A 24532-nucleotide genomic window follows, 5' to 3' on the forward strand; every position below is an offset into this window, starting at 1 on the left:
AAGGCGTAAAGCGTCCCTGCTGAGTCCCAAAACTCAGTACAGCTTGAAAGATTCGAAGAACTGGTCGACCTGCTCGACCGGCGGCTCGGTGCGCCCCACGATCGCCACCTGGTAGGCGCGCGCGCCCTTTGCGACGAGCCGCGCGTGGATCGTGCGCGTCTCGCCGTCGGCGCCAGCCTTGCCGGCGATGCGCATTTCCACGCCCTCGATCGAGCCGCCCGTCGCGAGCGGCACCGCCACCGCGTGCGCCTCGGCAGGCGCACCCACGTTGCGCGCGAGGCCCGCGCGCAGGAACTCGAGCGCCTTTTGCTGCGTCTCGGGCTGCGCGTCGGGCAGATCGAGCATGCCGACCACGAACACGTTGCCAGCCACCTCGGCCGTCTGCACGCGCATGCGCATCGGCGTGCCGTTCACGTCGATGCGGCGCTCGTCCTTGCCGGGCTTGGCCGGCAGATCGATCGAGTAGCCGCTCGCGTCGTTCGAGATCGTGCGCCAGTCGTACGTGGGCGAGCAGGCGGCCAGCGCGAACGAGGCGGCGAGTACGCCCAGCGTCGTCACGCGGGCTGAAACGAAGGCGCGCATCGGCAGATTCAATGGGAGTCGGGCACGGCGAAGGATGTCCAGGACCATGGGCGCGGTTCGTCACGGAAGTGAAAGGTGCGCGACATTATCCGTCGACGCATACCCGGATGTTGTCTCGCAACCGCTATGCCGGGAAATTCGGCGCTACAATATTTGCGCTCAACACCCGCGTCCTTCGGCGCACGAGGCAAGGCCCATGACCGCTGCATCCCCGAATTCCTCGAACCGGCGTTCCGGCGCGCTCATGCGCGTTGGCGCGGCGGTGGTCGTCGTCGCCATCGCCGTGGCCGGCTACTTCGCGTTCTTCGGCAGCCAGCAGCGCGTGCCCGACGCGACCTTCACTCTCCTGTCCGGCCAGAAGGTCTCCACGCACGACCTCAAGGGCAAGGTCTACCTCGTCAACTTCTGGGCGACGAGCTGCACCACCTGCATGGCGGAAATGCCGAAGATGGTCCAGACCTATAACCGCTTCAAGGGCGAAGGCCTCGAGTTCGTCGCGGTGGCGATGAACTACGACGCGCCGATGTACGTCGCCAACTACGCGCAAACGCGCCAGCTGCCGTTCAAGGTGGCGATGGACGACGGCTCGGCGGCAAAGCAGTTCGGCAATGTCCAGCTCACGCCGACCACGTTCGTGATCGGCCGCGACGGCAAGATCCTCAAGCGCTACGTCGGCGAGCCGCAGTTCGCGGAACTCGACCAGTTGCTGCAGAAGGCGCTGGCGACCTGAAACGCGATACGAGTAGCCAATAAAAAAGCAGCGGAAAAAACCGCTGCTTTTTTTACGTCTCTTGATGCTTCTTCACGCCTCGCCGCGCGCCACCAGCCCATAGCGGCGAATTTTCTCGTACAGCGTGGCCTTCGCCATCTGCAGCCGCTCGGCGGCCTGGGCGACCGCGCCGTTGCTCTGCTGCAGGGCGTCGGCGATCAGCGCGCGCTCGTACTGCTCCACACGCTCCTTGAGCGGCAACGCATCGTCCTCCCCGGTCGCCGTGCCGGCCGACAGATCATCGGGAATCCCGAGGACCCGGCGGTCCGCCGCATTGCGCAACTCGCGAACGTTGCCCGGCCAGTCGCGCTGCGCGAGCCGCATGCGGTCGCGCTCGGTGAGCAGCGGCGCGGGACGCTGGTAGCGCACTGCCGCGTCGAGCAGGAAGTGTTCGAAGAGCGGCACGATGTCCTCGCGGCGCTCGGCCAGCGGCGGCAGCGCGATCGTCACGACGTTCAGCCGGTACAGCAGGTCGCGCCGGAAGGTCCCCGCCGCGACGTGCTCGCTCATGTCGCCCTTCGCCGCCGCGACCACGCGCAAGTCGGCGCGCACCGGCTGGTTCGAGCCGAGGCGCTCGAGCACGCCGTCCTGCAGCACGCGCAGCAGCTTCACCTGCAGCGAGAGCGGCATGCTCTCGATCTCGTCGAGAAAGAGCGTGCCGCCGCTCGCGTGCTCGAGCTTGCCGATCCGGCGCTTGGCCGCGCCCGTGAAAGCACCCGCTTCATAGCCGAACATCTCCGACTCGAACATCGGTTCGGGCAGCGCGCCGCAGTTCACGGCGACGAACGGTTTGTCGTGGCGCGGCGATAGCTCGTGCAGGCTGCGCGCGATCAGCTCCTTGCCCGCGCCCGTGTCGCCGTTGATGATCACGGACGCGTCCGTCGGCGCGACATTCGCAATGAGCTTGCGCACCTGTTCGATCGCCGGACTCTTGCCGATGATGCGCGGCGCGAGCGCGTGATGCCCCGCCAGTTCGCGGCGCAGCGCGAGGTTTTCGAGCACGAGCAGGCGCCGCTCCAGCGCGCGCCGCACCGTTTCGATGAGGCGCTCGGAGGCGAACGGCTTCTCGATGAAATCATAGGCCCCGTCGCGCATGGCCTGTACGGCCATCGAGATATCGCCGTGGCCCGTCACGAGGATGATCGGCACCTCGGGCGCGCGCTCGTGGCATTGCGCGAGCAGATCGAGCCCGCTCATGCCCGGCAGGCGGATGTCGCTCACCACGACGCCCGCGAAGTCGGCATCAATGAGCGGCAATGCGCCTTCCGCGTTGGCGAAACCGGCGGCGTCGAAGCCCGCGAGCTGCAGGCTTTGCACGCCCGCGCGGCGCACGAGTTCGTCATCCTCTACGTAGAGCACCCGGCCGGGCGCGGTATTGACCATGCATTCACCATGTTCGTTCGTCATCCTGATTCAAAAGCCAGCCACCCAACCCGGCGTCACAACCCGGCGGCGCGCGCCGCGCTCTCGGCATCCGCACGCGCGCGGCGCAACGTCAGCACGAAGCGTGCGCCGCCTTGCGGCACGTTGCTCGCCGTGAGCGTGCCGCCGCAGTCGCGTGCGATCGAGGAGGAAATCGCAAGTCCGAGGCCGAGCCCCTGCCCCATTTCCTTGGTCGTGAAAAACGGCTCGAAAAGGCGCGGCAGCACATCTTCGGGAACGCCCGGACCATTGTCGCTCACGGCGATGACGAGCGTCGCTGCGCTCGCCTGCACGTCGATCGCGATGCGCGGCGACGGCAGGCCCGCCACGGCGTCGAGCGCATTGCCGAGCACGTTGATGAGCACCTGTTCGAGCCGCAGGTCGTCGCTCTGCGCGCTCAGGTCCGGGTACTCGGCGTCCACGTCTAGCGGCACGGTCGGCGCGCCGTCTTCCGTCAACGTGAGATCGACACGCACGCCGTCGAGCCGCTTGCCGAGCAGCGCGAGCGAGTTGCGCAGCGCGCGGGCCACCGGTGCACGCGCGCCCCTCGGCCGCGCACGCCCGACGAACAGCTTGAGCTGATTGACGATCTTGCCCATGCGCTCGGTGAGCGAGCCGATCGCCTCGAGGTTTTCGGTGGCCGCCGCGTATTGGCCGCGCTCCAGAAACACCCGCGTGTTGTCCGAGAAGCTGCGCAGCGCCGCGAGCGGCTGGTTCAGCTCGTGCGTGATGCCCGCCGCCATCTGGCCGAGCGCGGCGAGCTTGCTCGCCTGGATCAGCTCGTCCTGGGTCGCGCGCAGTTCCGCCTCAGCGCGCGTGCGCTCCGCCACCTCGCGCTGCAGGCGCTCGTTGGCCTGCGAGAGATCGGCGGTGCGCTCGGCCACGCGCTCGTTGAGCATCGCGTAGGCCTTTTGCAGCATTGCGCGGCTGCGCATCACTTCTCGCACGCGTGCGCGCCGCATGCGCCAGTAGAATCCGAACAGGCACAGCGAAACGTAGCCGAAGCCCGTCATGATGGTCGCGTTGCGCGAGGCCTCGAGCACGGGGTCGATCGACGACATGGTGACGAGATGCCAGTCGGGCTCGCCAAGCGAGCGGCGCGTTTCCAGGTAACGCGGTGCGCGGATGCCCGCGCCCATGCGCACGATGTCGGCGTCGCCCGGCAACACGCGTTCGACACTCGTCGGCAGCGGCGCGATCGGCTCGCTCGCGTACTGGCGCGTGGCGTCGATCGAGGCCACCACGGCCGGCGGCAGCGGGCGCACCGTGCGGTACTTCCACGCGGGCACCGAGGACAGAAAGATCACGCCGTTGTCGTCGGTGACGAGCAGCGGCTCGGAGGCATCGGTGCCCGGAAACCATTCGAGATTGAGCTTCACTACGGCCACGCCGACGATCTTGCCGTCGCGCCGCACGGGCTGCGATACGTAGTAGCCCGGATCGTGCGAGATCGTGCCGATGCCGAAGAAGCGCCCCACGCGGCCGTTCATCGCGTCGATGAAATACGGCCGGAAGCGGTAGTCCACGCCCACGAAGCTATCGGGGTCGCGCCAGTTGCTCGCCGCGATGCTCATGCCGTCGGCGCGGATGATGTAGGTCGTCGTGGCGCGCGCGTGACGGTTCACGTCTTCGAGATAGCGGTTCGCGGCGGCCACCCACTCGGGTCTCGGATCGACCAGCACGTCCTGCACGAGCGGATGCTCGCCGACGATATAGGGCAGCGAGTCGTAGCGCTCGAGCGTGCTCTTGAGCGAAGCCGCGGTGCGGTCGCCGCGCACGGCGGCGTTGCGGCGCAGCGCGTCGATGCCGGTCTGCCACGTGAGCGCCCACGTCAGCGCGCAGACCGCGACGAGGCCGGCTGCGAGCGCGAAAAGGATGATGAGGCGGCGCGTCACGTGAGCGGCTTCCAGACGGTCGAGGGGGATGAGGGAGATTGTGGCACACGGCCGCGCCGCGCCGGGGCGTCCGGGTCGGACGATGCGCTTCGGACCCACTCAGCCAAACTGCGGCGAAGTCAGACGAGAAACAAAAACGGGCGGCGCTCGCGCAGGGGAAACGCTCGCGCCGCCCAGCGGCGATGGCCGCGAAACATCGAGAGAACAGACATCGGGGGGCGGCGCGCCTCACGGCCTGCACACGCCCGCCCAGCGCGGCTTACGCGCCTGCGCTTTCCTTCATTTCTTCGACCTCGCCCGAGAGCACGGCGCGCAGCTTGTTGCGGTCGAGCTCCTTCTCCCATGCCGAGACGACGACCGTCGCCACGCCGTTGCCGACGATATTGGTCAGCGCGCGGCACTCGCTCATGAAGCGGTCGATGCCGAGAATCAGCACCATGCCCGACAGCGGAATGGTCGGCACGACGGCGAGCGTGGCCGCCAGCGTGATGAAGCCCGCGCCGGTCACACCGCTCGCGCCCTTCGAGGTGAGCATCGTCACCGCGAGCAGCGTGAGCTGCTGCGTCCACGTGAGATCCGTGTTGGTCGCCTGGGCGATGAAGAGCACCGCCATCGTCATGTAGATGTTGGTGCCGTCGAGGTTGAACGAGTAGCCGGTCGGCACGACGAGGCCCACGACCGAGCGCGAGCAGCCAAGGCGCTCGAGCTTCTGCATCAGTTGCGGCAGGGCCGATTCCGACGAGCTGGTGCCGAGCACGATCAGCAGCTCTTCCTTGATGTAGGAAACGAAGCGGATGATCGAGAAGCCCGTGAAGCGCGCGATCGCGCCGAGCACGACGAGCACGAACACGATCGACGTGAGGTAGAACGTGCCGATGAGCTTGAGCATGGGGATCAGCGAGCCCACGCCGTACTTGCCGATGGTGAACGCCATCGCGCCGAACGCGCCGATCGGTGCGAGCTTCGTGACGATCTTCACGACGCCGAACAGCACGCCCGAGATGCTGTCGATGAACTCGGTCACCACGCGGCCACGCTCGCCCAGTTGCGTGAGCACGGCGCCGAACAGCAGGGCGATCAGCAGAATCTGCAGGATTTCGCCCTGCGCGAACGCCGAGGTGATCGTGTCCGGAATGATGTGCATCAGGAAGTCGACGCTGCTCTGGCCATGCGCCTTTTCGGCGTAGCTGGCCACGGCCTTGGCGTCGAGCGAATGGACGTCGACGTTGAAGCCCGCGCCCGGCTTCAGCACGTGCGTGGCGATCAGGCCGAGCACGAGCGCGAAGGTCGAGACGATCTCGAAGTACAGCAGCGCCTTGCCGCCCACGCGGCCCACCTTCTTCATATCCTCCATGCCGGCGATGCCGGTCACGACGGTACAGAAGATGATCGGCCCGATCACCATCTTGATGAGCTTGATGAAGGCGTCGCCGAGCGGCTTCATGTCGATGCCGATGGCGGGCCAGTAATGGCCGAGGATCACGCCGATGACGATCGCCACGATCACCTGGAAATAGAGGACTTTGTGGAGAGGTTTCTTCACGATGGTTCCTGCAAATGAGTTAAGCCAATGGCCGAACGAATCGAGTTCGGGCCGCGACAGGTCGAAACTGGGGATCAGCGAAACCGGAAGAGGGGATCGGACATCGGCTGTCTCCTTGCTGTTTTTTTTGTCGCGGCCGGGGTGGCCGCGCGTTCTTATTTGCAAGGAGAATGCCAGCTAGCGCAACCGCTCACGCCATTGATTTATAAGGATTTTTATCCAACGAACCAAGGCGCGAATCTGGTTTTCCAGAATCGCGCCCTATGAGCGTTCGGATTTCCAGAAAGACGGGAGCCGCCTTAGCCGCGTCCCTTCCACGGCACGAGGCGCCGTTCGAGCGCGCGCATGGCGAGGTCGAAGCGCCAGGCAATGAGCCCGATCAGCACGATGCCCATCACCACGACGTCGGTACGCAGGAAGCTCGACGCGTTGAGCACCATCTGCCCGAGACCTGCCGTCGCGGCGACCATCTCGGCGGCCACGAGCGTAGTCCAGCCAAAGCCGATGGCGATGCGCAGGCCCGTGAGGATCTCCGGCAGCGCGGCGGGCAGCACGACGAAGCGCACGATCTGCGCGAGGCTGCCGCCCAGCGACGCCGCCGCGCGGATCTGCTCGACGCTCGCGCTCTTCGCGCCGGCGCGCGCGGCCATGGCGATGGGCGCGAAACAGGCGAGCCAGATCACGACGATCTTGGCCGTTTCGTCGATGCCGAACCAGATCACCACGAGCGGCAGGTAGGCGAGCGGCGGCAGCGGCCGGTAGAACTCGAGCGGCGGATCGAGCAGGCCGCGCGCGATGCGCGAGACGCCCATCAGGATGCCGACCGGCACGGCCGTCACCACCGCCAGCAGGAACGCACCGAACACGCGCAGCGCGCTCCAGAACAGATGCTCGGAGAGCGGCAGCCCCCCCTGGATGCGGCCGTGCAGCGCGTCCGTGAAGGCTTGCCAGACGGCTTCCGGCGTCGGCAGGAAGAGCGGCGGCAGCCAGTGCAGGTGCGTCGCGAGCCACCAGAGCAGCGCGAGCGCCGCCACCGACGCCGCGCTCAGCACAGCCGTGGGGCCTTCGCCGGGCATGCGCCAGACTTTGGAGCGCGCCGTGTGCGCCGCGTGCGCCTCGTCAGTGCGGGGCAGCGCGCGGGCCGCTTTCAGCGCGACTTCTCTCAACGATTCGTGCGGCACGCTCATACCGGCTCCTCGTGTACGTGAGCGCCCGCGTCCGCGTGCAGCAAATCCACCAGCCGCTCGCGCCACGCGATGAATTCCGCCGACGACTTCACGGCACGCGCGTCACGCGTGGCGAGATACTGGCGCGCGAACGGCACCTCGTACTCGCGCTCGATGCGCCCCGGCCCCGGCGTCATGACGACGATGCGCGTCGCCAGAAAGAGCGCCTCCTCCACGCTGTGCGTGATGAAGAACACCGTCTTCTGCGTGCGCGCCCAGACGTCGAGCACGAGCGTCTGGACCTGCTCGCGCGTCATGGCGTCGAGAGCGCCCATCGGCTCGTCCATCAGCAGGATCTGCGGATCGCTCGCGAGCGCGCGCGCAATGCCCACGCGCTGCTGCATGCCGCCCGAAAGCGCATACACGCGTTCGCGCGCGTGGCGCTCCAGGCCCACGAGCGCGAGCTGCTCGCGCGCGATGCGCTCGCGCTGCGCTTTCGGCACGCGCTGAAAGCGCAAGCCGAGCGCGACGTTGTCGAGCACGTCGAGCCACGGCAGGAGCGCATGCTTCTGGAACACCACGCCGCGCTCGGCGCCCGGCCCCTCCACACGCGCGCCGTTCACGCGCACCTCGCCAAGCGCCGGCTCGATGAAGCCGGCGATGCAGTTGAGCAACGTGGTCTTGCCGCAGCCCGAAGCGCCGAGCGCCACGACGAACTCGCCGCTCGCCACTTCGAGGTTCACATTCGCGAGCGCGACGTTCGGCGCAGCGTCACGCCGCGCGCCCTCGTAGATGACGGTGAGATCGCGGATCGCGAGCGCGCTCATGGGTTGCTCCTTGCGTTCAATGCGCAGCCGCGCGCTGCACGTACTGCGGATCGACGCCTACCGAATAGTCGGGCAGCACGTTCTGGATCGTGCCTTGCTCCTTGAGGAAGGCCGCCGTGGCGAGCAGCGACTGCGCCGCCCCCGACTGCGCGCCACCGCCCAGCCAGGTCTTCGAGGCCTGCTCGGCGGGCGTGGGGAACGCGTAGAGCGCGAGGCTCGCGGGCACTTCGGCGGCATTCGCACCCGACTCCTTCGCCACCGCCTTCACCTGCGGCGAGGCCGCGTTCCATGCAGTGCGATGCGCGCTGTAATCGGCGTCCGCGGCGGCCAGTACCTTCACGAACTTCGCGACGAAGTCGCCGTTGTCCTTCGCGAACTTGCGGTCGACCACGAAGCCGTCGAAGGTCGCCTTGCCCGTGGCCTTCGCCACCTGGCCCGAAGTAATCAGCACCTTGCCGTTCTTCTTCACCTGCACGAGCACGGGGTCCCAGATGTAGGTCGCGTCGATGTTGCCGCGCTGCCAGGCGGCCGCGACCTCAGGCGGACGCAGGTTGACGATCTTCACATCGGCGGGATTCACGCCCGCGTTCTGCAGCGCGACGAGTGCGTGGAAGTGCGAGGTCGAGACATACGGCACGCCGATCGTCTTGCCCTTCAGACCCGCGATGCTCGTCACGCCCGAACCGTCGCGCGCGACGAGCGCTTCGGCGTCGTTGATGTTGTCGAGAATCCAGAACAGCGAGAGATCCACGCCCTGCGAGAGGCCCGCCGCGATCGGGCTCGAACCGGCTTCGCCGAGCTGCACCGAGCCCGAGGCGAGCGCGCGGATCACATCGGCGCCGCTCGCGAGCTTGCGGTAGGTGACCTTGTAGCCCGTTTCCTTCTCGACTTCGCCCGTTGCCTGCGCGTAGCGCCACGGCACCACCATGTCCTGATACGCGATCACGACCTCGCGCGTTTCGGCGTGCGCGCGCGGCGCGCCGAACGCGCTAGCGAGGCAGGCGGCGGCGAATGCGACGGCGGCGATGTGCGGGCGGCGTGCGAATGCAGGGATAGCGCGAGGGTTCATCGAGAGACTCCGGCGGAACGACGTTCGAGTGAATGAAGGTTCCGACTATAGGGAGTCTCGCGGTGAGCGGTTCTAACTTATCCGCGTTAGCTAATGACGCTGCTGAAGCATTGCATTTCGCGTTGAGGTGGATGGTGCTGGAAGCGATGCGCGCATTGCGCTGCTCGGGCGCGGCGCAACGCAAAAAAGCAAAAAGCCCGCTTTTCAGCGGGCTTTTCGATTGCGGGCTTGCGACAAGTGGTGAGTTGTTTAAACCACCCCTGCCCCATGCGCCTGCAGGTCGGCGTGATAGCTCGAACGCACCATCGCGCCGACGGCCGCGTGCGTGAAGCCCATCTTGTACGCCTCTTCCTCGTACATCTTGAACGTGTCGGGATGCACGTACGAACGCACCGGCAGGTGGTGCTCCGAAGGCTGCAGGTACTGGCCGATCGTCAGCATGTCGACGTCGTGCGCGCGCAGGTCGCGCATCACCTGAAGAATTTCTTCTTCGGTTTCGCCGAGACCCACCATCAGGCCCGACTTCGTCGCGACTTCGGGATGCAGCGCCTTGAAGTCCTTGAGCAGCTTGAGCGAGTGCGCGTAGTCCGAACCCGGGCGCGCTTCCTTGTAGAGGCGCGGCACCGTTTCGAGATTGTGGTTCATCACATCGGGCGGCGCGGCGTTGAGGATCTGCAGCGCGCGGTCGAGACGGCCGCGGAAGTCCGGCGTAAGGATCTCGATACGCGTTTCGGGCGACTGCTCGCGCACCTGGCGGATGCACTCCACGAAGTGGCCGGCGCCGCCGTCGCGCAGGTCGTCGCGGTCCACGCTCGTGATCACGACGTACTTGAGCTTGAGCGCGCCGATGGTGCGCGCGAGGTTCGCCGGTTCGTCCGGATCGAGCGGATCGGGGCGGCCGTGGCCCACGTCGCAGAACGGGCAGCGGCGCGTGCACTTGTCGCCCATGATCATGAAGGTCGCGGTGCCCTTGCCGAAGCACTCGCCGATGTTCGGGCAGCTCGCTTCCTCGCACACCGTGTGCAGGTTGTGCTCGCGCAGAATGTTCTTGATTTCGTAGAAGCGCGAGTTGCCCGTGGCCGCCTTCACGCGGATCCACTCGGGCTTCTTGAGCTTCTCGATGGGAATGACCTTGATCGGAATGCGCGAGGTCTTGGCCTGCGCCTTCTGTTTTGCGGTGGCGTCGTAGGGAACGGCGTCGGCGTCGGTGCCAGCGGGGTTCGCAGTGATGTCAGTCATGCTTTCGATCCAGTCAGGCCGCCGGTGCGACGTCAGCCTGCGGTTGCGGCGGTTGCCCGCCTGATACGGCCGCTTCGGCCGGGTCCATCGCGGCCGCGTAAGCGGCCGCTTCCTTTTCAGCCGCCTCTGCGGCCGGGTTCATCCCGGCTGCTTCGGCTGAAGGGCCGGTGGCAGCCGCTTCGGCTACCGTCGGAAGTGTTGCTGCGTGCGCCGCGAGATGCGCCTCGAGCTGTGCCGCCAGCGTGCCCGCTACGTCGCGCCAGCTCGCCTGAACGCCAAGCGTGGCCATGTCGACGGTTTCGAGACCGGCGTATCCACACGGATTGATCGCGAGAAATGGGCCCAGATCCATCGACACATTCAGGCTCACGCCGTGATAGCTGCAGCCGTTGCGGATCTTCAGCCCGAGGGCGGCGACCTTCGCGCCCGTATGCGCGGCGCTCGCGCCGCTGGCGTCCTGCGGCACGTAAATGCCGGGCGCGCCGGCCTTGCGCTCGCCGGCGAGATTATACGCCGCCAATGTTTCGATCACGGCGTCCTCGATGAGCGTGACGAGCTCGCGCACCATCAGCTTCCTGCGCCGCAAGTCGAGCAGCAGGTAGGCCACCACCTGGCCCGGCCCGTGATACGTGATCTGCCCGCCGCGATCGATTTGTACGAGGGGAATGCCGCTGTTCGCCACGAGCAGGTGCTCGGGCTTGCCGGCCTGGCCGAGCGTGAACACGGGCGGATGCTCGACGAGCCAGATTTCATCGGGCGTATTGGCGTCACGGGCGGCCGTGAACTCCCGCATGGCGTCGAAGCTCGTCTGATAAGCGTCGTTGCCGCGCCAGCGCACGACGATGGACGAACTTGCCGTTTGAGACGCGACCGCGGCCGCGCCGGGGTCGGAAGGAATTTGCGAGGGTGAAACCGGGGTGGCGCACATGATTTCGGGAGTTTACCGAATTCGGGACGAGCGCGCCGGGCATGCTGCAGATAGCGGCGATGGGTGGCATTCCCATCGTCGCCGCTTTTGAGCTGCCAGTCAGGTCAAACCGTGCGCCATCCGTCGCCGATATGAACACCCGCGCGCTGTGCGGCGCGCGCGGCCAGGTCGACCACGCGCTCACTCAGGCGTGCAGGCACCGCGAACCCCACCCACGCAGCCGCGCCGCCTTCCGCGCCGATCCACAGGCGCTCGCCGCGCCGCAGCCGCAGCGTGTGGCCGGGCTCGAGCCAGTAGTCGGCGGTGTCGTCGCTGCGCGTGACCCAGACGGTGCCGCACTTCACGGTCAGCCGCGTGCTGCGCGTGACGCGCACCGAGGCCGTTTGGTCGGCCGCCACTTCAAACGTGATATCCGAAGAAATTTCTCTCATTTTCGACTCCGAATGACCTGCTTCGATAGCTACAATCGTAGACACCATAAGGGGTCGAGCAAAACGATGAATTTTCACGCCTATGTGAGAAAAAATACGATATGGATCTGCGCCAGCTACCCGCGCTGAATGCGCTCAAGGCCTTCGAAGCCGCCGCCCGCCACGAAAGCTTCTCGCGCGCCGCCGACGAACTCTTCGTCACGCATGGCGCAGTGAGCCACCAGATTCGCGCGCTCGAAGCGGAACTGGGCGTGGCGCTCTTCGCCCGTGACGGCAAACGCGTGCGCGTGACCGACACCGGCCGCCGCTACGCCGGCCAGGTGCGCGACGCGCTCAGCCAGCTCGCGCACGCCACCCAGGAAATCCGCGCCGGCGACCGCGACCGGCGGCTCGTCGTTTCAATGCTGTCGTCGTTTGCGGCGCGCTGGGTCACGCCGCGCATCGGCCGCTTCATCGAGGCGCATCCGCAGTGGGACGTCGAGCTGCAATCGACGAATTCGCTCACGGACTTCGCGCGCGACGACGTCGATGTCGCCATCCGCTTTGGCTACGGGCACTATCCGGGGCTGCACGCCGAACTGCTGCTCGACGAAATCTTCTTTCCCGCCTGCTCGCCCGATTTCAACGGCGGGAGGCTGCCCACCAATCCACACGAACTCGCGAAGCTGCCGCTGCTGCGCTCGGACGACGAACTCTGGCGCCCGTGGTTCGACGCCGCGGGCCTCCAGGACCTGCCCGAGCCGAAGCGCGGCGTGCTCTACCAGGATTCGTCGAACCTTTTGCAGGCGGCCATGGACGGCCAGGGCATCGCGCTCGTGCGCCGCTCGCTCGCCATGCACGAGATCACGCTCGGGCGCCTCGTGCGCCTTTTCAAGGACATCGACGGACCGAGCCCGTGGCGCTACTACTTCATCTGCCCGCCGCAACGCATGCAGACCGAGCGCGTGCAAGCGTTCCGGGACTGGGTGTTCGACGAGGTCGCGCGCTTTCGGCGGCTCTACGAGGACGCTTGCGAGGCCGGTCCGCTGATGACGGCCGCCGCCGCGGCGCAACGTGCGCGCGTGGGCGACATGCCTTGACGACCCGAGGGGCCGGATGCGGCGCCGGATGCAAAAAGGGCCGCACGTTGCGGCCCTTTTCATGTGAACGCCTTCCGCCCGCTTACAGCACGATCTTCACCATCGGATGCCCGGTGAGGGCTCGATAGATGTCGTCGAGATGCGCCTGGCTCGTGGCGCGCACCGTCACGGTGAGGCCCGTGTAGTTGCCGCCGCTCGAAGGACGGGTCTCGATGGTCGTGGCGTCGAAGCCGCCGTCGAATTCGCGCAGCACCGTCACGATGGTGTCCTGGAATTCCGGATGCGTCTTGCCCATCACCTTGATCGGGAAGTCGCAGGGGAATTCGATCAGCGATTCTTTCGCTGCGGGGTTGCTTGCCTGTTGTGTCACGTTCATTTCTCCACTTGCTGTAGCTCGGCAGCCGCTGCGCGCAATGCCTGCGCCTCGCGTTGCTTCGCGCGCTGGTACGCCGCGTGGAGCGCGGCGTAGACCGGCCCCGGCTTGCCGCCGCCCACCGGCTTGCCGTCGAGCGCGACGACCGCCAGCACTTCCTTGGTTGCCGAGGTCACGAGAATCTCGTCCGCCTCGCGCAGTTCGGCTTCGGCGACCTCGCGCGCCTCGAAGCGCACGCCGCATTCCTTGGCCAGCTCCTCGATCAGGCCGTAGCGAATGCCTTCGAGAATGCGGTTGCTGCGCGGCGGTGCAACGAGCGCGCCGCCCTTCGCGACCCAAACGTTCGACGAAGACGCTTCGGTGAGCCAGCCGTCGCGCAGCTGGATCGTTTCGAATGCATCGTTTTCCGCCGCGTGCTGCGCCATCAGCACGTTGCCGAGCAGCGAAGTCGACTTGATGTCGCAATTCAGCCAGCGTTTGTCTTCTGCCGTCACACAGCGCACGCCTTGCTCGCGCTGTGCAACGCCCGGCAGCTTGAGCGGATTGACCATCGCGAACACGGTGGGCGTGGCCGCCGCCGGGAAGGCGTGGCCGCGCGGCGCCACACCGCGCGTGACCTGCACGTAGAAGTTGGCGTGGGCATCGCGCGCGAGCGCGAGCGCGGCTTCGTTCGCCTCGATCAAACGCTCGACCAGTGCGCGCCAGCCCGCTTCGTCGAACGGATTCGCAATGCCGACCTTCTCGAGGGAGCGCTTCAGACGCGCGAGGTGCTGCGCGATGCGAAACGGCACGCGCACCGTGCCTGCATCATCGGCGAGCGCATAGACGGGCACGACTTCGTAAATGCCGTCGCCGAAGATGAAGCCGCGATCGAGCACGGGAATGCGCGCTTCGGCAAGCGGCGTGATCTCGCCGTTGAGCCAGACAAGCGGCTCGCCCGCCTGCGTCGCTGAAGCGGGCGTCATGACTTCTTCTTGTTGACCATGAGCATGAGCGAATCCCACACGCGGCCGACGACGCCGGCCTGCGGTACGGCTTCGAGCGAGACGAGCGGAACCTGCGCGAGCACCTTGCCGTCCGCGCCCACGAACTTCGCCGTGCCGACCTTCTGGCCAACCGCGAGCGGCGCAATCAGCGGGCTGCTGAGTTCGACCTGCGGCTTGGCCTTGTCGGCGGCGCCCTTGGGCAGCGTGACGAACTGATCCTTCTGCACGCCGACCTTCACGGCGTCGAGCGTGCCCTTGTAGACGCGCGGCGTCGCCACGGCCTGGTTCGCCTGATAGATGCGCGTGGTGTCGTACGCGCTATAGCCGTAGTTCAGCATCTTGAGGCTGTCCTGCACGCGGTCGTGTTCCTTCTGCTCGCCCATCATCACCGAGACGAGACGGCGGTTGCCGCCGCCCGCGAGCGGACGCCTGGCCGACGCGATCAGGCAGTAGCCCGCAGCTTCGGTGTGGCCGGTCTTCAGGCCGTCGACCGTCGGGTCGATCCACAGCAGGCGGTTGCGGTTCGGCTGCTTGATGTTGTTGTACTTGAATTCCTTGACCGAGAAGATGTCGTAGTACTCGGGATAGTCGCGGATCAGACGCGCGGAGAGCGTGGCGAGGTCGCCGGCCGACGTGTAGTGATTGGGGTCGGGCATACCGTTGACGTCGGCGAAGTGCGTGTGCGTCATGCCGAGCTTCTGTGCTTCGGCGTTCATCATGTTGACGAAGTTCGCTTCGCTGCCGCCCACCAGTTCGGCAAGCGCGATGGCCGCGTCGTTGCCCGACTGGATGATCATGCCGTACACGAGGTCATGCACCGAGACCGGCTTGTTCGCTTCGATGAACATGCGCGACTCGTCGTTTTTCACGCGGCGCACGGCTTCGCTCGGCGTGACGACCTGATCCATCGTGATCTTCTTGCTCTGCAGCGCCTCGAACACGAGGTACGCGGTCATCAGCTTCGTGAGCGATGCGGGCTCGACACGCTCATCTGCATTGCCGGAGGCGAGCACCTGGTTCGCGGTGGCGTCGACGAGCACCCACGAGCGTGCATTCACGCCGGGAGGGGGCAGCCCGCCGAGCACGTTGTCTGCGGGGGTGCCCACAGCCACCGCCGTTTGCGGCTGCGCCTGCGCTTTCACGCCCGCGGTGTGTGCGGGCGTGCGGGCGAACGTGTTCGCGCTCGCCAGCAGCGAGGCGGGCAGGAGCACTGCAAGCGTGACGTTACGAACGATGGTGGAAGGAACAAAAGAAGACGGTTGGCCAGAGGAGAGAAAACGCATAGGTTCAGGTCGGGCGGAATTGGGACGGGATGAACGTAACGCGCCATGCGGCGCACGGTCGGTGAAAGCGGGAATGCGGGTGCCGTGCATGCGCCGATCGCGGCGCAGCAAGCACAAAATTGGCGAACATTATACGCGGCACGTCGTGGCGAATTTTCGCTAAGTCACACGTTTGCGCGTACCTGTGGTGCATTTTTCACGCATTTCTGCCCGGCATACGCGGGGTGACGAACGGGTTGCATCGGGCCCCGAAACAGCGGGCCCGACACATCAGCGCCACGCTTCGACGATGATGCGCTTGAGGATATGGAGCTTGCGGTGCAGAAAATGTTCTGCCCCCGGAATAACGACGATAGGCAATTCCTGCGGACGCGCCCATTCGTACACCGAGAGAATGGGCACGGTGTCGTCGAGTTCGCCGTGGATCACGAGCGTGTCGTCGCGCACGGGCGCGACTTCCCAGCGGCTCGCGGCCGTCCCGACGAACACCATGCGCTCGATCGCGCCGCCCGCTTCGAGATAGCGCTTCGCGACGTGCGAAAGCACGAAAGTACCGAACGAAAAGCCCGCGAGCACGAGCGGCACGTCGGCCTGGCCTGGTTGCGCGCGCATGTAGGCGATGAGTTCGAGCAGATCGTCCTGTTCGCCGATGCCGTTGTCGTGCGTGCCCGCCGTTTCGCCCACGCCGCGAAAGTTCGAGCGATACGTCGTGTAGCCGAGCTGCACCAGCGTGCGCGCGAGCGTTTGCGCAACCTTGTTGTCCATCGTGCCGCCAAAGAGCGGATGCGGATGCGCGACGAGCGCAATGCCGCGCGGCGTCGTGCCGGCGTCGGGCACGTCGAGCGCGCATTCGATCTTGCCGACGGGACCGTCGATCTGGAATTTTTGTGTCTGGGCGTTCATCGTGCGGCAGTCCTTACGGGTACTTTTGGGCCCTGCATTGGGGTCAATCAGCGATCGATCTTCAGGCGCTCGACCACCTGGCCGTTCTGCAGATGCGAGACGACGATTTCGTCGATGTCGCTCTCGTCGATATACGTGTACCAGGTGCCTTCCGGATACACGACGACGGCCGGGCCCTCCTCGCAGCGGTCTAGACAGCCCGCCTTGTTGATGCGCACCTGGCCGGGACCGGCGAGGCCCAGCTGCTTCACGCGCTTCTTCGCGTACTCCTGCATGGCCTGTGCGTTGCAATTCGCGCAGCTCGGGCGGTCCGCGCCGGGGTCGCGCTGGTTCAGGCAGAAAAAGACGTGGTACTTGTAGAACGAATCGGTCATGGCGTGGGGCACCGGTGAGTGTCGCGCAGCGAGCGCAGGCTTGCTGAAAGCGTGTGGCCCGCCTTGGCGGCAATACATTGCGTGGCGCGCGAGCGTGGCTGCGCGGCGATCCGGTCGATTATAACGAGCGCGGCGCGAACGCTCAGGCGAGCGCAGCGCGCTCTCAGCGGTCGTGGCGAGCGCGCTTCGCGGCCCGGCGCGCGCGCCGCACGAGCCACGCGCGTTCGAGCGAGAACGCCGTCCACGCGAGCGCGGCCCAAGGCCACGTCCATGCTAGCCAGCGCGCCAGGCCGTTGAAATGCAGGTAGCGGCCCTGGCGCCAGTCGGCGAGCACGACGTCGAAATACGGGTTCACGGGCAGCACGTTCACGAACACTAGGGCCACCGCGAGCGCCAGCGTCGCCGCCGCGGCGCGCACGGCGCGCGGCAGACGCAAGGCGAGAAACGCGAGCAGCGTGCCCCACACGAGGCCCGCGAGCGCTCCCGGCGTCGCCCAGTCGAAAATCAGGCCGCTTTGCGACTGCAAAAAGGTCGCGCCTACCTTGACGACGAGCGTCACCACGATCAACACGATGACGAGCCGCGCGCGCGGCGCCCGGGAGCGCATGGGGAGCGTCGCGAACGCCGCCGCGCCGAACAGATTCAGCGTCGTGACGATCGCCTCCCAGCCGCTATCGGGCACACGCGCGGCGAGCATGTCGGGCAGCGAGCGCAGATGCCAGGCGGCGGGCGTCCAGGCGAGCACAGCGTCCTGCATCGAGACATCGAGGCGCTGCCAGAGCGCGCGCGCCCACTCGCCGAGGCCAAAGAGGCGCGGTGTGGGATACATCGTCGCGAACGGCCAGAGCGCCGCGAGCACCATCAGCACGGCCGCGTCGCGCTCGAACCAGCGAAAGCGCAGGCGGCGCAGGAAGCCGCGCTCGAGCAGCGCGCCGGTGGCGGGCGCGGCCACGAGTGCGCCGAGCAACGCGCCGAGCGCATTCGAGGCGAGATCCAGATTGGACGCGACGCGCGTGGGCAGCCAGGTCTGCACTGCCTCCATCACGCCCGAGAGCAGCGTGCCCGCAATGGCCGCGAGCAGCACCGCGAACCAGCCGCGCCAGCGCGGCCAGGCGGCGAGCACGACGAGCGCGCCGAACGGCATGTAGCCGAGCACGTTGGTGACGATGTCGAAAACCGTCCAGTAGCGCGGCCACGGGTCGCCGAGATAGGCGAAGGGACTGAGGCCGAGCGAGCGCCAGCCAGTGAACGGATACCAGGAGCCGTAGACGATCAGCGCCGTGTAAAGCGCGAGCGCCTGGCGCGAGAGCGTCGAGGCCTGGCGCGGCAGCGGCTCGCGTGCGGCGGCAGGCGATGGCGATGGCGCTGACGACGCGGATGCAGGCGTGTCGCCGCTGGCGACTGCACCGCGTTCGTCGCCAGCGCCCTGGCCGCTGCTTTGGCCGCTGCTTTGGCCGCCGCTTTGGCCGCCGCTTTGGCCGCCGCTTTGGCCGCTGCTTTGGCCGCTGCTTTGGCCGCTGCTTTCGCCACCGCTTTGGCCACCGCTATGGCCGCCCTCGTCGCCGTCCATCCCGCGCCGCCCGCCTTGCGGGGCGCGCAGCCGGAGCCGTCCCGCTTCGATCATCCGCTATCCCGCCCTTGCCCCCAACGCCGCGCCGCGCACGGTGATCGCACGACGCCTGTTCATGTCCCTCAAGGCGTGCCCGCGAACGACTGCGTGCTCAGCCACGCGCCCAATTGATTGGCGAAGTCGTCGCTGGCCGCCTGCAGCGCACGCACGCCGCCCGCGGCATCGGGCGTGGGCGCCGGCGCGCGCGTGGCGAACGAGCGCTGCGCCAGCACCCTGCCGCCCTGCATGAGCGTTGCGCGCGCAGCCAGCACGCCCGCGCTTTGCGTCGGGCTCTCGAACACCTGCTCGAACTCGTACAGCTCGACCTTGAGCATCGGCGCCTGCACGGCGTCACCGCCCGCGAGCACCGTAGCGTGCGCGCCGAGCGACGTGCGCAGACGTTCCGTGAGCAACCGCGCGGGCGACATCGTCCAGCGGCTGTTCGCGTAGCGCGCCGTGCGCTGCGAGTCGAAATTCATCCGGTAGAGGATGCCGTCGTTATCGAGCGGCGGCGGCGCGCTCACCGCCAGCACCTTCAAAAGCGGCCTGGCACCCGGCGCGCCGGGTGCAGCCGGGGCGGCCTGGGCGCCAGGCGCTTCCTGCGACGACTGCAGGCCGAGGTCGTAGCGAGCCTCGTTGATCGCCGGATTGCTCGCACAGGCGGCGAGGAGCGCACCGAGCGCGAGCGCCGCCAGCCAGGCTGAGCCGGCCGCTGCAGCGCGTTGCATCGATCGTGGCAGGCGTGATGTGCGTGACATTGCGTTTCCTTCTTTGGCGCGCGGCGCATGCGCGGCGCGAAACTGCATCGAATGATGTCGCGTAAGGCCGTCAGGCAGCGGCGCGGCCTACCTCGTCCCCGCAGTAGCCGGCCAGGCAAAGCCCGCCTCGCCGGGCCCGGGCGCCGGCTGCGGCGCGCCGCCGAACAGCACGCTGCGCGGGCTCGTGCTGAAGGTGCCCGCCGCGCGGTCCACGGCGCGCATGGCCGAACGCACGTCGTCGGTGAGCGAGTCGACGCGCGGCAGCGTGTCGTAGCCCACGCGCGCCGACAGGTCCTGGATCGAGACGTCGATCGAGGTGAGCGCCGCGCCGGCCTGGGCCGCCGCCGTGCCGGCCTTGTTGAGGTTGGTCTGGAACGGGCCGTCTGGGCGGTTCATGCTCGTGATCAGCGTGTTGGTCGACTGCAGCGTGTGCTGCAGCTGCGTTACCGCGCCCGGTAGCTGCTTCGTGGCGGGCTGGAGCTGCTCGGCGAGCACGTTCACGCTGCTCGCGGCCTGCTGCAGGCTGTTCACGGCCTGCATCACCTGCTTGCGGTTGTCCTCGGAGAGCATTTCGTCGATATCGCCGGCTATATTGTCGAGCTTGCGCAGGAGCGCGTCGCCGCGGCGCTGGAGCTGATCGAGCAAGCCCGGGCGCAGCGGCAGCTCGGCCACGCGCGCCGGGGAAGAATGCAGCGGCGAGAGGTCGATGCCGTTGTCGTCGAGCTGCACGAACGCGATGCCCGTCACGCCCTGCAGCGCGAGCGAGCCGAAGGTGGAGCGCGTCATCGGCGCCTTCTGGTCGACGAGAATGCGAATGCGGATCTGGCCCGGATGCTGGGTATCGAACTTGATCGACTGCACCTTGCCCACGTCGATACCGCGAAAACGCACCGCCGCGTCCGGATAAAGGCCCGTCACGCTCGAGCGCGAAATGAGGTCGTACGGCACGCGCACGGAGCGGTCGGCGCTGAAGAAGATGACGACAAGCGCGATCACGATGAGCAGGCCTATCGTGAACATGCCCGCCCAGAACGCATGCGGTTTGTTTTCCATCGTCAGATTCCTTCTTTGGCGGCCACGGCGCGCCGGTTGAGCCGGTCGGGCCGATCGAGCCGGATAGAGGCGTGCGCAGGCCCTACCACGGCTTGTACGCCACGGCTGCGGGGGCGAGCGCCGCGGGCGGCAGTTTCGCGCGCCGCTCGGGCGGCAGCGCCTGGAGCGCGCGGCGACCGCGCATGCCCAGAAAGTACTCGCGGATGAACGGATGATCGACGCTCGCCGCCTCCTCCACGGGCGCCGCCACGAGCACGCGGCGCTCGGCCAGCACGGCCACGCGCGTGGAGAGCGCGACCATGGCGTCGAGATCGTGCGTGACGAGCACCACGGTGAGCCCCAACGCCCGGTGCAGCGTGCTGATGAGGTCCACCACTTCGTCCGATGAGCGCGGGTCGAGCCCCGCCGTGGGCTCGTCGAGAAAGAGCAGTTCCGGCTCCAGCACGATCGCGCGCGCGAGGCCCACGCGCTTGATCATGCCGCCCGAGAGCGCTGCCGGCATTTTCGAGGCGTGCTTGCACGGCAGCCCGACCATTTCGAGCTTGAGCATCACGATGTCGCGCAGCAGGGCGGCCGGCACCTTGCCGAGCTCGCGCACGGGCTGGGCGATGTTGTCGAACACCGTGAGCGAGGAGAACAGCGCGCCTTGCTGGAACAGCATGCCGGTACGCGTGCGCATGAGGCGGGCGCGCTCGGCGTCGATGGTCGTGATGTTCTCGCCGAACATCTTGATGGTGCCCGAGGTCGGCTTCTCGAGCCCGAGGATCTGACGCACGAGCGTGGTCTTGCCCGAGCCCGAGCCGCCCACCAGCGTGACGATCTCGCCACGGCGAATTTCGAGGTTCAGATGCTGATGGACGATGTTGCGCCCATAGCGCTTCGAGAGGTTGTGGACTTCGATCACCGGCTCGCCGATGGTCGGCAGCGGCAGATCCTGCGCGACCTCCTTGAGCGGCGTGGTGATCGTGCCGGTCGTTTTCGTCTCGATCGTCGTAACCGTCGTGCCAGTCGTGCTCATGAAAGCCCCACGTTCTGGAACAGGATCGCGAACACGGCGTCGGCGAGGATCACGATCGTGATCGACGTGACGACTGACGTGGTCGTGCCCTCGCCCAGGCTCTGCGAATTCGCCTTGATGCGAAAGCCGAAGTGACAGCCCACGATCGCCACCAGCATGCCGAACGCCACTCCTTTGCCGAGGCCGATCCACAGGTTGGCGATCGGCACGACGCTGGGCATCGAGCGCATGAACCACGAAATGTCGATGCCCAGTACGATCTTCGCCGCGATCGCGCCGCCTAGCAACGCAATGATGTCGGTCCAGATCACGAGCAGCGGCATCGCGATGCCGAGCGCGATCACGCGCGGCAGGATGAGGCGCAGGCCGTGCGAGATGCCCATCACGCGCATGGCGTCGAGTTCTTCGGTCACGCGCATCACGCCGATCTGCGCCGTGATCGCCGAGCCGGAGCGCCCCGCCACGAGAATCGCCGAGAGCACGGGCCCGAGTTCGCGGATCACCGCGAGGCCGAGGATATTGACGATGAACTGGTTCGCGCCGAAGAGGCGCAATTGCTGCGCCGAGAGGTACGACAGCACGATGCCGATCAGAAACGCGACGAGCGCCGTGATCGGCAGCGCGCGCGCCCCGGCGTTGTAGATGTTCGCCGAAATCTCGATCCACGGCGTGACCTTGGGCTTGCGCACCACGAGCAGCAGATCGAGGATCACGCGCCCGAACATGGCGATGCCGCCGTACAGGTGATCGAAGAACGAGAAGATCGCGAGGCCGAGCTGCGTGACCGGATCGATGCGCACGATGCGCTCCGCCGGCTCGCGCACGGAGTCGAGCAGGGCGATGCGCTCGAAGATGTCGCGCTGCGTTTGCGTGAGGTCGACGAGATCGGCCGGCAGCTTGTGGCCCCAGACGCGCCAGAGCGCCTGGCCACCCACGTGGTCCATGCGCTCCACGCGCGAGAGGTCCCAAACGCCTACGCGCTCTTCGGCGAGCGCGCGCAGGCGGCGCGCGGCGCCGCCCTGGTCGCGGTCGCGCGCGAGCGCGAGCGCCGTCCACTGGCCCGACAGGCGCACGGTCTTTCCGTGGGTGCCGGCCGAGACTTCAAGGCCGGGCGGCGTGTCTTGGTTCAAGGGTAAGCACTCGACGGACGGGGTGAGCAAACATTGTAGCGAACGCGCCCCGTTTCGTCGGCCCGAGAGCGCACGGCCGGCTTTAAGACACGAGGCGAACTGTGGGCAACTCTCTGGATAACTTGTGGACTGCCTGTGGGCGGCCTGTGAATTGCCACAAGATTAGGCAGATTGCGCGGAAACCGGCGGTGCGATGGTCAGCTTCCGATCCCGTCGGACACCTTCGCCCCTGTGGACAATTCCGTGGATAACCTGTGGGCCGCCTGTGGGTGGCATGTGGATTGCCCACATTTCGGGTCGAAACGGGCGTGGCGGGCTGTCACCCGCGCGCCAGCCACTACAATATGAGACATGAATGCGACGCCCCCCACTCCCGAGACTCCGAGCGCCGGCGACTGGCGCATCGACCGCAACCGCGCGATCACGTTGTTCGGCCCGGCCGCACACGACTGGCCCATCGAGATCGTCGAGGAAACCGGCTCGACCAACGCCGACCTCATGGCGCGCCTGAAGGCGCTGCCGCAAAAGCGCGGCGCCCTCGCACGCCCGATCGTGCGCGTGGCCTATCTGCAGACGGCAGGCCGCGGCCGGCGCGGCCGCACCTGGGTCGCGCAGCCCGGCGACGCGCTGCTGTTCTCGATCGGCTGCGTGCTGCCACGTCCCATCGAAGGGCTCGCGGGCTTGAGCCTCGCCATCGGTTCGGCCCTGGTGGACGGCCTGCGCACGCTGCCCGTGACCGCGCCAGGACAAATCGCGCTCAAGTGGCCCAATGACGTGCTGCTCGAAGGCGACAAGCTGGTGGGCATCCTCGTGGAGACAGCCTGGACCACCGCCGACGCGACGGCCGTCGTGATCGGCATCGGCACGAACGTGCGCGGCGAAGATGCGCTCGCCGCCAAAGTCGAGGCGCTCAACGCCGCCGGCGGCAGCGCGGCGGTCGTGCCCGGCACGACGCCCACGGCGCTTTCGCGCGCGTGGCCGAACGCCAACCTCACCGACACGCTCGCCGCCGAGCTCAACGCGCTCGAAGCCGCGCTGCAACGCTTCGGCGCGGCGGGCTTTGCGCCCTTCCAGGCGCGTTGGAACGCATGCCACGCGTATGCGGGCCGCGAGGTCGCCATCTACGAGCAAGGCAAGGAATTGCTGCGCGGCACGGCGGCCGGTGTGGACGAGCTCGGCCAGTTGCTCCTCGATACGCCGAACGGGCGCGAGACCGTCACGGCCGGCGACGTGTCGCTGCGGCTCGCGGACAGCGGCGCATGAGCCGCGGCCCCTTCCTCCTGATCGACGCAGGCAACAGCCGGATCAAATGGGCGCTCGTCGCGCCCGACGGGTCGCGCCTGCACGCGGGAACGATGGATCATGTGCGCGACGACGGCGCGCAATCCGCGCCCATCGCTCATGAAGCTGGTAGCAGCGAAGAATGGGCGACGCTGCCCCGCCCCGCCGGCGCGTGGATCTCGAACGTCGCGGGCGCGGCGGTGGGCGAACGCCTCGGCGCGCTGGTCGAGACGCACTGGCCGGGACTCCCGCGCACCGCGGTGCGGGCCTGCGCGCAGCAGTGCGGCGTGACGAACAGCTATGCCACGCCCGACGCGCTCGGCAGCGACCGCTGGGCCGGCATGATCGGCGCGCACGCCGCCTATCCGGACGAGCCGCTCCTGATCGCGACATTCGGCACCGCCACCACGCTCGAAGCGCTGCGCGCCGACGGCACGTTCGTGGGCGGCATGATCGCGCCGGGCTTCACGCTCATGATGCGCTCGCTCGGCGAGCACACCGCGCAACTGCCCGTGGTCGCCGGCGGCATGGCGAATGCCGCCCACCCGGGCATCGCCTTCGCCGCCGACACGCGAAGCTCGATCTCGGCGGGCTGCGCGCTTGCGCAGGCCGCGCTCGTCGAGCGCGCCTCGGCAGATTTGCAGGATGCGTGGAGAATGCCGGTGCGGCTCGTGGTGAGCGGCGGCGCGGCGGCCGAAGTGACAGCGGCGCTCAAGGTGCCGCATACTCGCCACGATGCGTTGGTGCTGTCGGGGCTGGCGCTCATCGCGGCGCAGTCCTGAGGCGCGCGCGACCCACGCGCCGCCCGCCTCCG

At 67.4% G+C, this 24532-nt stretch carries 25 protein-coding genes; 5 read left to right on the top strand and 20 right to left on the bottom strand.

Features of this window, described 5'->3' with window-relative positions:
• Positions 1-33 precede the first annotated feature (33 nt).
• Entirely contained in the window at positions 34-582 is a 549-nt protein-coding gene (locus tag M3I53_RS03885) for a hypothetical protein (RefSeq protein WP_254314636.1), read from the bottom strand.
• A gap of 244 nt (positions 583-826) precedes the next feature.
• On the opposite strand from M3I53_RS03885, the gene M3I53_RS03890 reads away from it, so the two are divergent.
• Positions 827-1312 carry a TlpA family protein disulfide reductase gene (locus M3I53_RS03890; RefSeq protein ID WP_375542462.1) on the top strand — a complete coding sequence of 162 codons (486 nt, stop codon included), beginning with the start codon at positions 827-829 and terminating at the stop codon, positions 1310-1312.
• Between the two features lie 72 nt (positions 1313-1384).
• Here the strand turns inward: M3I53_RS03890 and M3I53_RS03895 are convergent, their stop codons facing one another.
• The 3 genes from M3I53_RS03895 to M3I53_RS03905 all read right to left on the bottom strand — a co-directional run bounded on the left by M3I53_RS03895 (position 1385) and on the right by M3I53_RS03905 (position 6214).
• Positions 1385-2758 (bottom strand): sigma-54-dependent transcriptional regulator, encoded by a 1374-nt coding sequence (locus M3I53_RS03895; RefSeq protein ID WP_375542457.1) that lies wholly within the window; start codon positions 2756-2758, stop codon positions 1385-1387.
• 32 nt (positions 2759-2790) lie between these two features.
• The gene (locus M3I53_RS03900) at positions 2791-4767 is read right to left on the bottom strand and encodes an ATP-binding protein (RefSeq protein ID WP_254314638.1); all 1977 of its coding nucleotides are present in this window, start codon (positions 4765-4767) and stop codon (positions 2791-2793) included.
• Positions 4768-4927: 160 nt separating this feature from the next.
• A complete protein-coding gene (locus tag M3I53_RS03905; protein ID WP_254314733.1) occupies positions 4928-6214 on the bottom strand; it encodes a dicarboxylate/amino acid:cation symporter in 1287 nt (428 codons plus the stop codon).
• A gap of 24 nt (positions 6215-6238) precedes the next feature.
• On the opposite strand from M3I53_RS03905, the gene M3I53_RS03910 reads away from it, so the two are divergent.
• Positions 6239-6478 (top strand): hypothetical protein, encoded by a 240-nt coding sequence (locus tag M3I53_RS03910; RefSeq protein WP_141710677.1) that lies wholly within the window; start codon positions 6239-6241, stop codon positions 6476-6478.
• 32 nt (positions 6479-6510) lie between these two features.
• Here M3I53_RS03910 and M3I53_RS03915 read toward each other — a convergent pair whose 3' ends face one another.
• From M3I53_RS03915 to M3I53_RS03940, 6 genes are all read right to left on the bottom strand, one after another.
• A complete protein-coding gene (locus M3I53_RS03915; RefSeq protein WP_254314639.1) occupies positions 6511-7398 on the bottom strand; it encodes an ABC transporter permease subunit in 888 nt (295 codons plus the stop codon).
• Positions 7395-8204 (bottom strand): taurine ABC transporter ATP-binding protein, encoded by an 810-nt coding sequence (locus tag M3I53_RS03920; protein WP_254314640.1) that lies wholly within the window; start codon positions 8202-8204, stop codon positions 7395-7397. Before M3I53_RS03920 ends, M3I53_RS03915 begins: the two co-directional genes overlap by 4 nt.
• A gap of 16 nt (positions 8205-8220) precedes the next feature.
• Positions 8221-9273 carry a taurine ABC transporter substrate-binding protein gene (gene tauA / locus M3I53_RS03925; RefSeq protein WP_254314641.1) on the bottom strand — a complete coding sequence of 351 codons (1053 nt, stop codon included), beginning with the start codon at positions 9271-9273 and terminating at the stop codon, positions 8221-8223.
• Positions 9274-9522: 249 nt separating this feature from the next.
• Positions 9523-10512: a lipoyl synthase gene (lipA, locus tag M3I53_RS03930; protein ID WP_254314642.1), complete on the bottom strand. Its 990-nt coding sequence runs from the start codon at positions 10510-10512 to the stop codon at positions 9523-9525.
• A gap of 13 nt (positions 10513-10525) precedes the next feature.
• The gene (lipB, locus tag M3I53_RS03935) at positions 10526-11440 is read right to left on the bottom strand and encodes a lipoyl(octanoyl) transferase LipB (RefSeq protein WP_254314643.1); all 915 of its coding nucleotides are present in this window, start codon (positions 11438-11440) and stop codon (positions 10526-10528) included.
• A gap of 104 nt (positions 11441-11544) precedes the next feature.
• Positions 11545-11871: a DUF2917 domain-containing protein gene (locus tag M3I53_RS03940; RefSeq protein WP_254314644.1), complete on the bottom strand. Its 327-nt coding sequence runs from the start codon at positions 11869-11871 to the stop codon at positions 11545-11547.
• A gap of 101 nt (positions 11872-11972) precedes the next feature.
• Between M3I53_RS03940 and M3I53_RS03945 the strand changes: the two genes are divergently transcribed.
• Complete coding sequence (locus M3I53_RS03945; protein ID WP_254314645.1) at positions 11973-12950, top strand: transcriptional regulator GcvA; 978 nt, start codon at positions 11973-11975, stop codon at positions 12948-12950.
• Positions 12951-13032: 82 nt separating this feature from the next.
• On the opposite strand, the gene M3I53_RS03950 is transcribed toward M3I53_RS03945, so the two are convergent.
• From M3I53_RS03950 to M3I53_RS03995, 10 genes are all read right to left on the bottom strand, one after another.
• Positions 13033-13326, bottom strand: coding sequence for a DUF493 family protein (locus M3I53_RS03950; RefSeq protein WP_254314646.1), 294 nt, complete (start codon positions 13324-13326; stop codon positions 13033-13035).
• Positions 13323-14288 carry an aminotransferase class IV gene (locus M3I53_RS03955; protein ID WP_254314647.1) on the bottom strand — a complete coding sequence of 322 codons (966 nt, stop codon included), beginning with the start codon at positions 14286-14288 and terminating at the stop codon, positions 13323-13325. Before M3I53_RS03955 ends, M3I53_RS03950 begins: the two co-directional genes overlap by 4 nt.
• Positions 14285-15592 carry a D-alanyl-D-alanine carboxypeptidase family protein gene (locus M3I53_RS03960; protein WP_254314648.1) on the bottom strand — a complete coding sequence of 436 codons (1308 nt, stop codon included), beginning with the start codon at positions 15590-15592 and terminating at the stop codon, positions 14285-14287. Before M3I53_RS03960 ends, M3I53_RS03955 begins: the two co-directional genes overlap by 4 nt.
• Before the next feature lie 270 nt (positions 15593-15862).
• Positions 15863-16495, bottom strand: a complete 633-nt coding sequence (locus M3I53_RS03965) for an alpha/beta hydrolase (protein ID WP_028201788.1) — start codon at positions 16493-16495, stop codon at positions 15863-15865.
• Between the two features lie 47 nt (positions 16496-16542).
• A complete protein-coding gene (locus tag M3I53_RS03970; RefSeq protein ID WP_069265095.1) occupies positions 16543-16869 on the bottom strand; it encodes a ferredoxin in 327 nt (108 codons plus the stop codon).
• 163 nt (positions 16870-17032) lie between these two features.
• Positions 17033-18493 carry a VanZ family protein gene (locus tag M3I53_RS03975; protein ID WP_254314649.1) on the bottom strand — a complete coding sequence of 487 codons (1461 nt, stop codon included), beginning with the start codon at positions 18491-18493 and terminating at the stop codon, positions 17033-17035.
• A 68-nt stretch (positions 18494-18561) separates the two neighbouring features.
• Positions 18562-19236, bottom strand: a complete 675-nt coding sequence (locus M3I53_RS03980) for an ABC-type transport auxiliary lipoprotein family protein (protein WP_375542458.1) — start codon at positions 19234-19236, stop codon at positions 18562-18564.
• Positions 19237-19323: 87 nt separating this feature from the next.
• Entirely contained in the window at positions 19324-20289 is a 966-nt protein-coding gene (locus M3I53_RS03985) for an MlaD family protein (RefSeq protein WP_254314650.1), read from the bottom strand.
• Positions 20290-20371: 82 nt separating this feature from the next.
• Positions 20372-21253 (bottom strand): ABC transporter ATP-binding protein, encoded by an 882-nt coding sequence (locus M3I53_RS03990; RefSeq protein ID WP_375542463.1) that lies wholly within the window; start codon positions 21251-21253, stop codon positions 20372-20374.
• A gap of 50 nt (positions 21254-21303) precedes the next feature.
• Positions 21304-22437, bottom strand: coding sequence for an ABC transporter permease (locus tag M3I53_RS03995; protein WP_254314652.1), 1134 nt, complete (start codon positions 22435-22437; stop codon positions 21304-21306).
• 351 nt (positions 22438-22788) lie between these two features.
• Here M3I53_RS03995 and M3I53_RS04000 point away from each other — a divergent pair, with 351 nt between their 5' ends.
• Complete coding sequence (locus M3I53_RS04000) at positions 22789-23700, top strand: biotin--[acetyl-CoA-carboxylase] ligase (protein WP_254314653.1); 912 nt, start codon at positions 22789-22791, stop codon at positions 23698-23700.
• The gene (locus M3I53_RS04005; protein ID WP_254314654.1) at positions 23697-24500 is read left to right on the top strand and encodes a type III pantothenate kinase; all 804 of its coding nucleotides are present in this window, start codon (positions 23697-23699) and stop codon (positions 24498-24500) included. The genes M3I53_RS04000 and M3I53_RS04005 overlap by 4 nt, the downstream gene beginning before the upstream one ends.
• Positions 24501-24532: the final 32 nt, after the last annotated feature.

The sequence above is a fragment of the Paraburkholderia sp. CNPSo 3272 genome (assembly GCF_024206495.1).
Classification (GTDB): Bacteria; Pseudomonadota; Gammaproteobacteria; order Burkholderiales; family Burkholderiaceae; genus Paraburkholderia.

Coding starts and splice junctions, on each gene's coding strand:
- M3I53_RS03885 (WP_254314636.1), bottom strand. CDS start 582: ATGCGCGCCTTCGTTTCAGCCCGCGTGACGACGCTGGGCGTACTCGCC.
- M3I53_RS03890 (WP_375542462.1), top strand. CDS start 827: ATGCGCGTTGGCGCGGCGGTGGTCGTCGTCGCCATCGCCGTGGCCGGC.
- M3I53_RS03895 (WP_375542457.1), bottom strand. CDS start 2,758: ATGACGAACGAACATGGTGAATGCATGGTCAATACCGCGCCCGGCCGG.
- M3I53_RS03910 (WP_141710677.1), top strand. CDS start 6,239: ATGGCCGAACGAATCGAGTTCGGGCCGCGACAGGTCGAAACTGGGGAT.
- M3I53_RS03915 (WP_254314639.1), bottom strand. CDS start 7,398: ATGAGCGTGCCGCACGAATCGTTGAGAGAAGTCGCGCTGAAAGCGGCC.
- M3I53_RS03920 (WP_254314640.1), bottom strand. CDS start 8,204: ATGAGCGCGCTCGCGATCCGCGATCTCACCGTCATCTACGAGGGCGCG.
- tauA (WP_254314641.1), bottom strand. CDS start 9,273: ATGAACCCTCGCGCTATCCCTGCATTCGCACGCCGCCCGCACATCGCC.
- lipA (WP_254314642.1), bottom strand. CDS start 10,512: ATGACTGACATCACTGCGAACCCCGCTGGCACCGACGCCGACGCCGTT.
- lipB (WP_254314643.1), bottom strand. CDS start 11,440: ATGTGCGCCACCCCGGTTTCACCCTCGCAAATTCCTTCCGACCCCGGC.
- M3I53_RS03940 (WP_254314644.1), bottom strand. CDS start 11,871: ATGAGAGAAATTTCTTCGGATATCACGTTTGAAGTGGCGGCCGACCAA.
- M3I53_RS03945 (WP_254314645.1), top strand. CDS start 11,973: ATGGATCTGCGCCAGCTACCCGCGCTGAATGCGCTCAAGGCCTTCGAA.
- M3I53_RS03950 (WP_254314646.1), bottom strand. CDS start 13,326: ATGAACGTGACACAACAGGCAAGCAACCCCGCAGCGAAAGAATCGCTG.
- M3I53_RS03955 (WP_254314647.1), bottom strand. CDS start 14,288: ATGACGCCCGCTTCAGCGACGCAGGCGGGCGAGCCGCTTGTCTGGCTC.
- M3I53_RS03960 (WP_254314648.1), bottom strand. CDS start 15,592: ATGCGTTTTCTCTCCTCTGGCCAACCGTCTTCTTTTGTTCCTTCCACC.
- M3I53_RS03965 (WP_028201788.1), bottom strand. CDS start 16,495: ATGAACGCCCAGACACAAAAATTCCAGATCGACGGTCCCGTCGGCAAG.
- M3I53_RS03970 (WP_069265095.1), bottom strand. CDS start 16,869: ATGACCGATTCGTTCTACAAGTACCACGTCTTTTTCTGCCTGAACCAG.
- M3I53_RS03975 (WP_254314649.1), bottom strand. CDS start 18,493: ATGATCGAAGCGGGACGGCTCCGGCTGCGCGCCCCGCAAGGCGGGCGG.
- M3I53_RS03980 (WP_375542458.1), bottom strand. CDS start 19,236: ATGTCACGCACATCACGCCTGCCACGATCGATGCAACGCGCTGCAGCG.
- M3I53_RS03985 (WP_254314650.1), bottom strand. CDS start 20,289: ATGGAAAACAAACCGCATGCGTTCTGGGCGGGCATGTTCACGATAGGC.
- M3I53_RS04000 (WP_254314653.1), top strand. CDS start 22,789: ATGAATGCGACGCCCCCCACTCCCGAGACTCCGAGCGCCGGCGACTGG.
- M3I53_RS04005 (WP_254314654.1), top strand. CDS start 23,697: ATGAGCCGCGGCCCCTTCCTCCTGATCGACGCAGGCAACAGCCGGATC.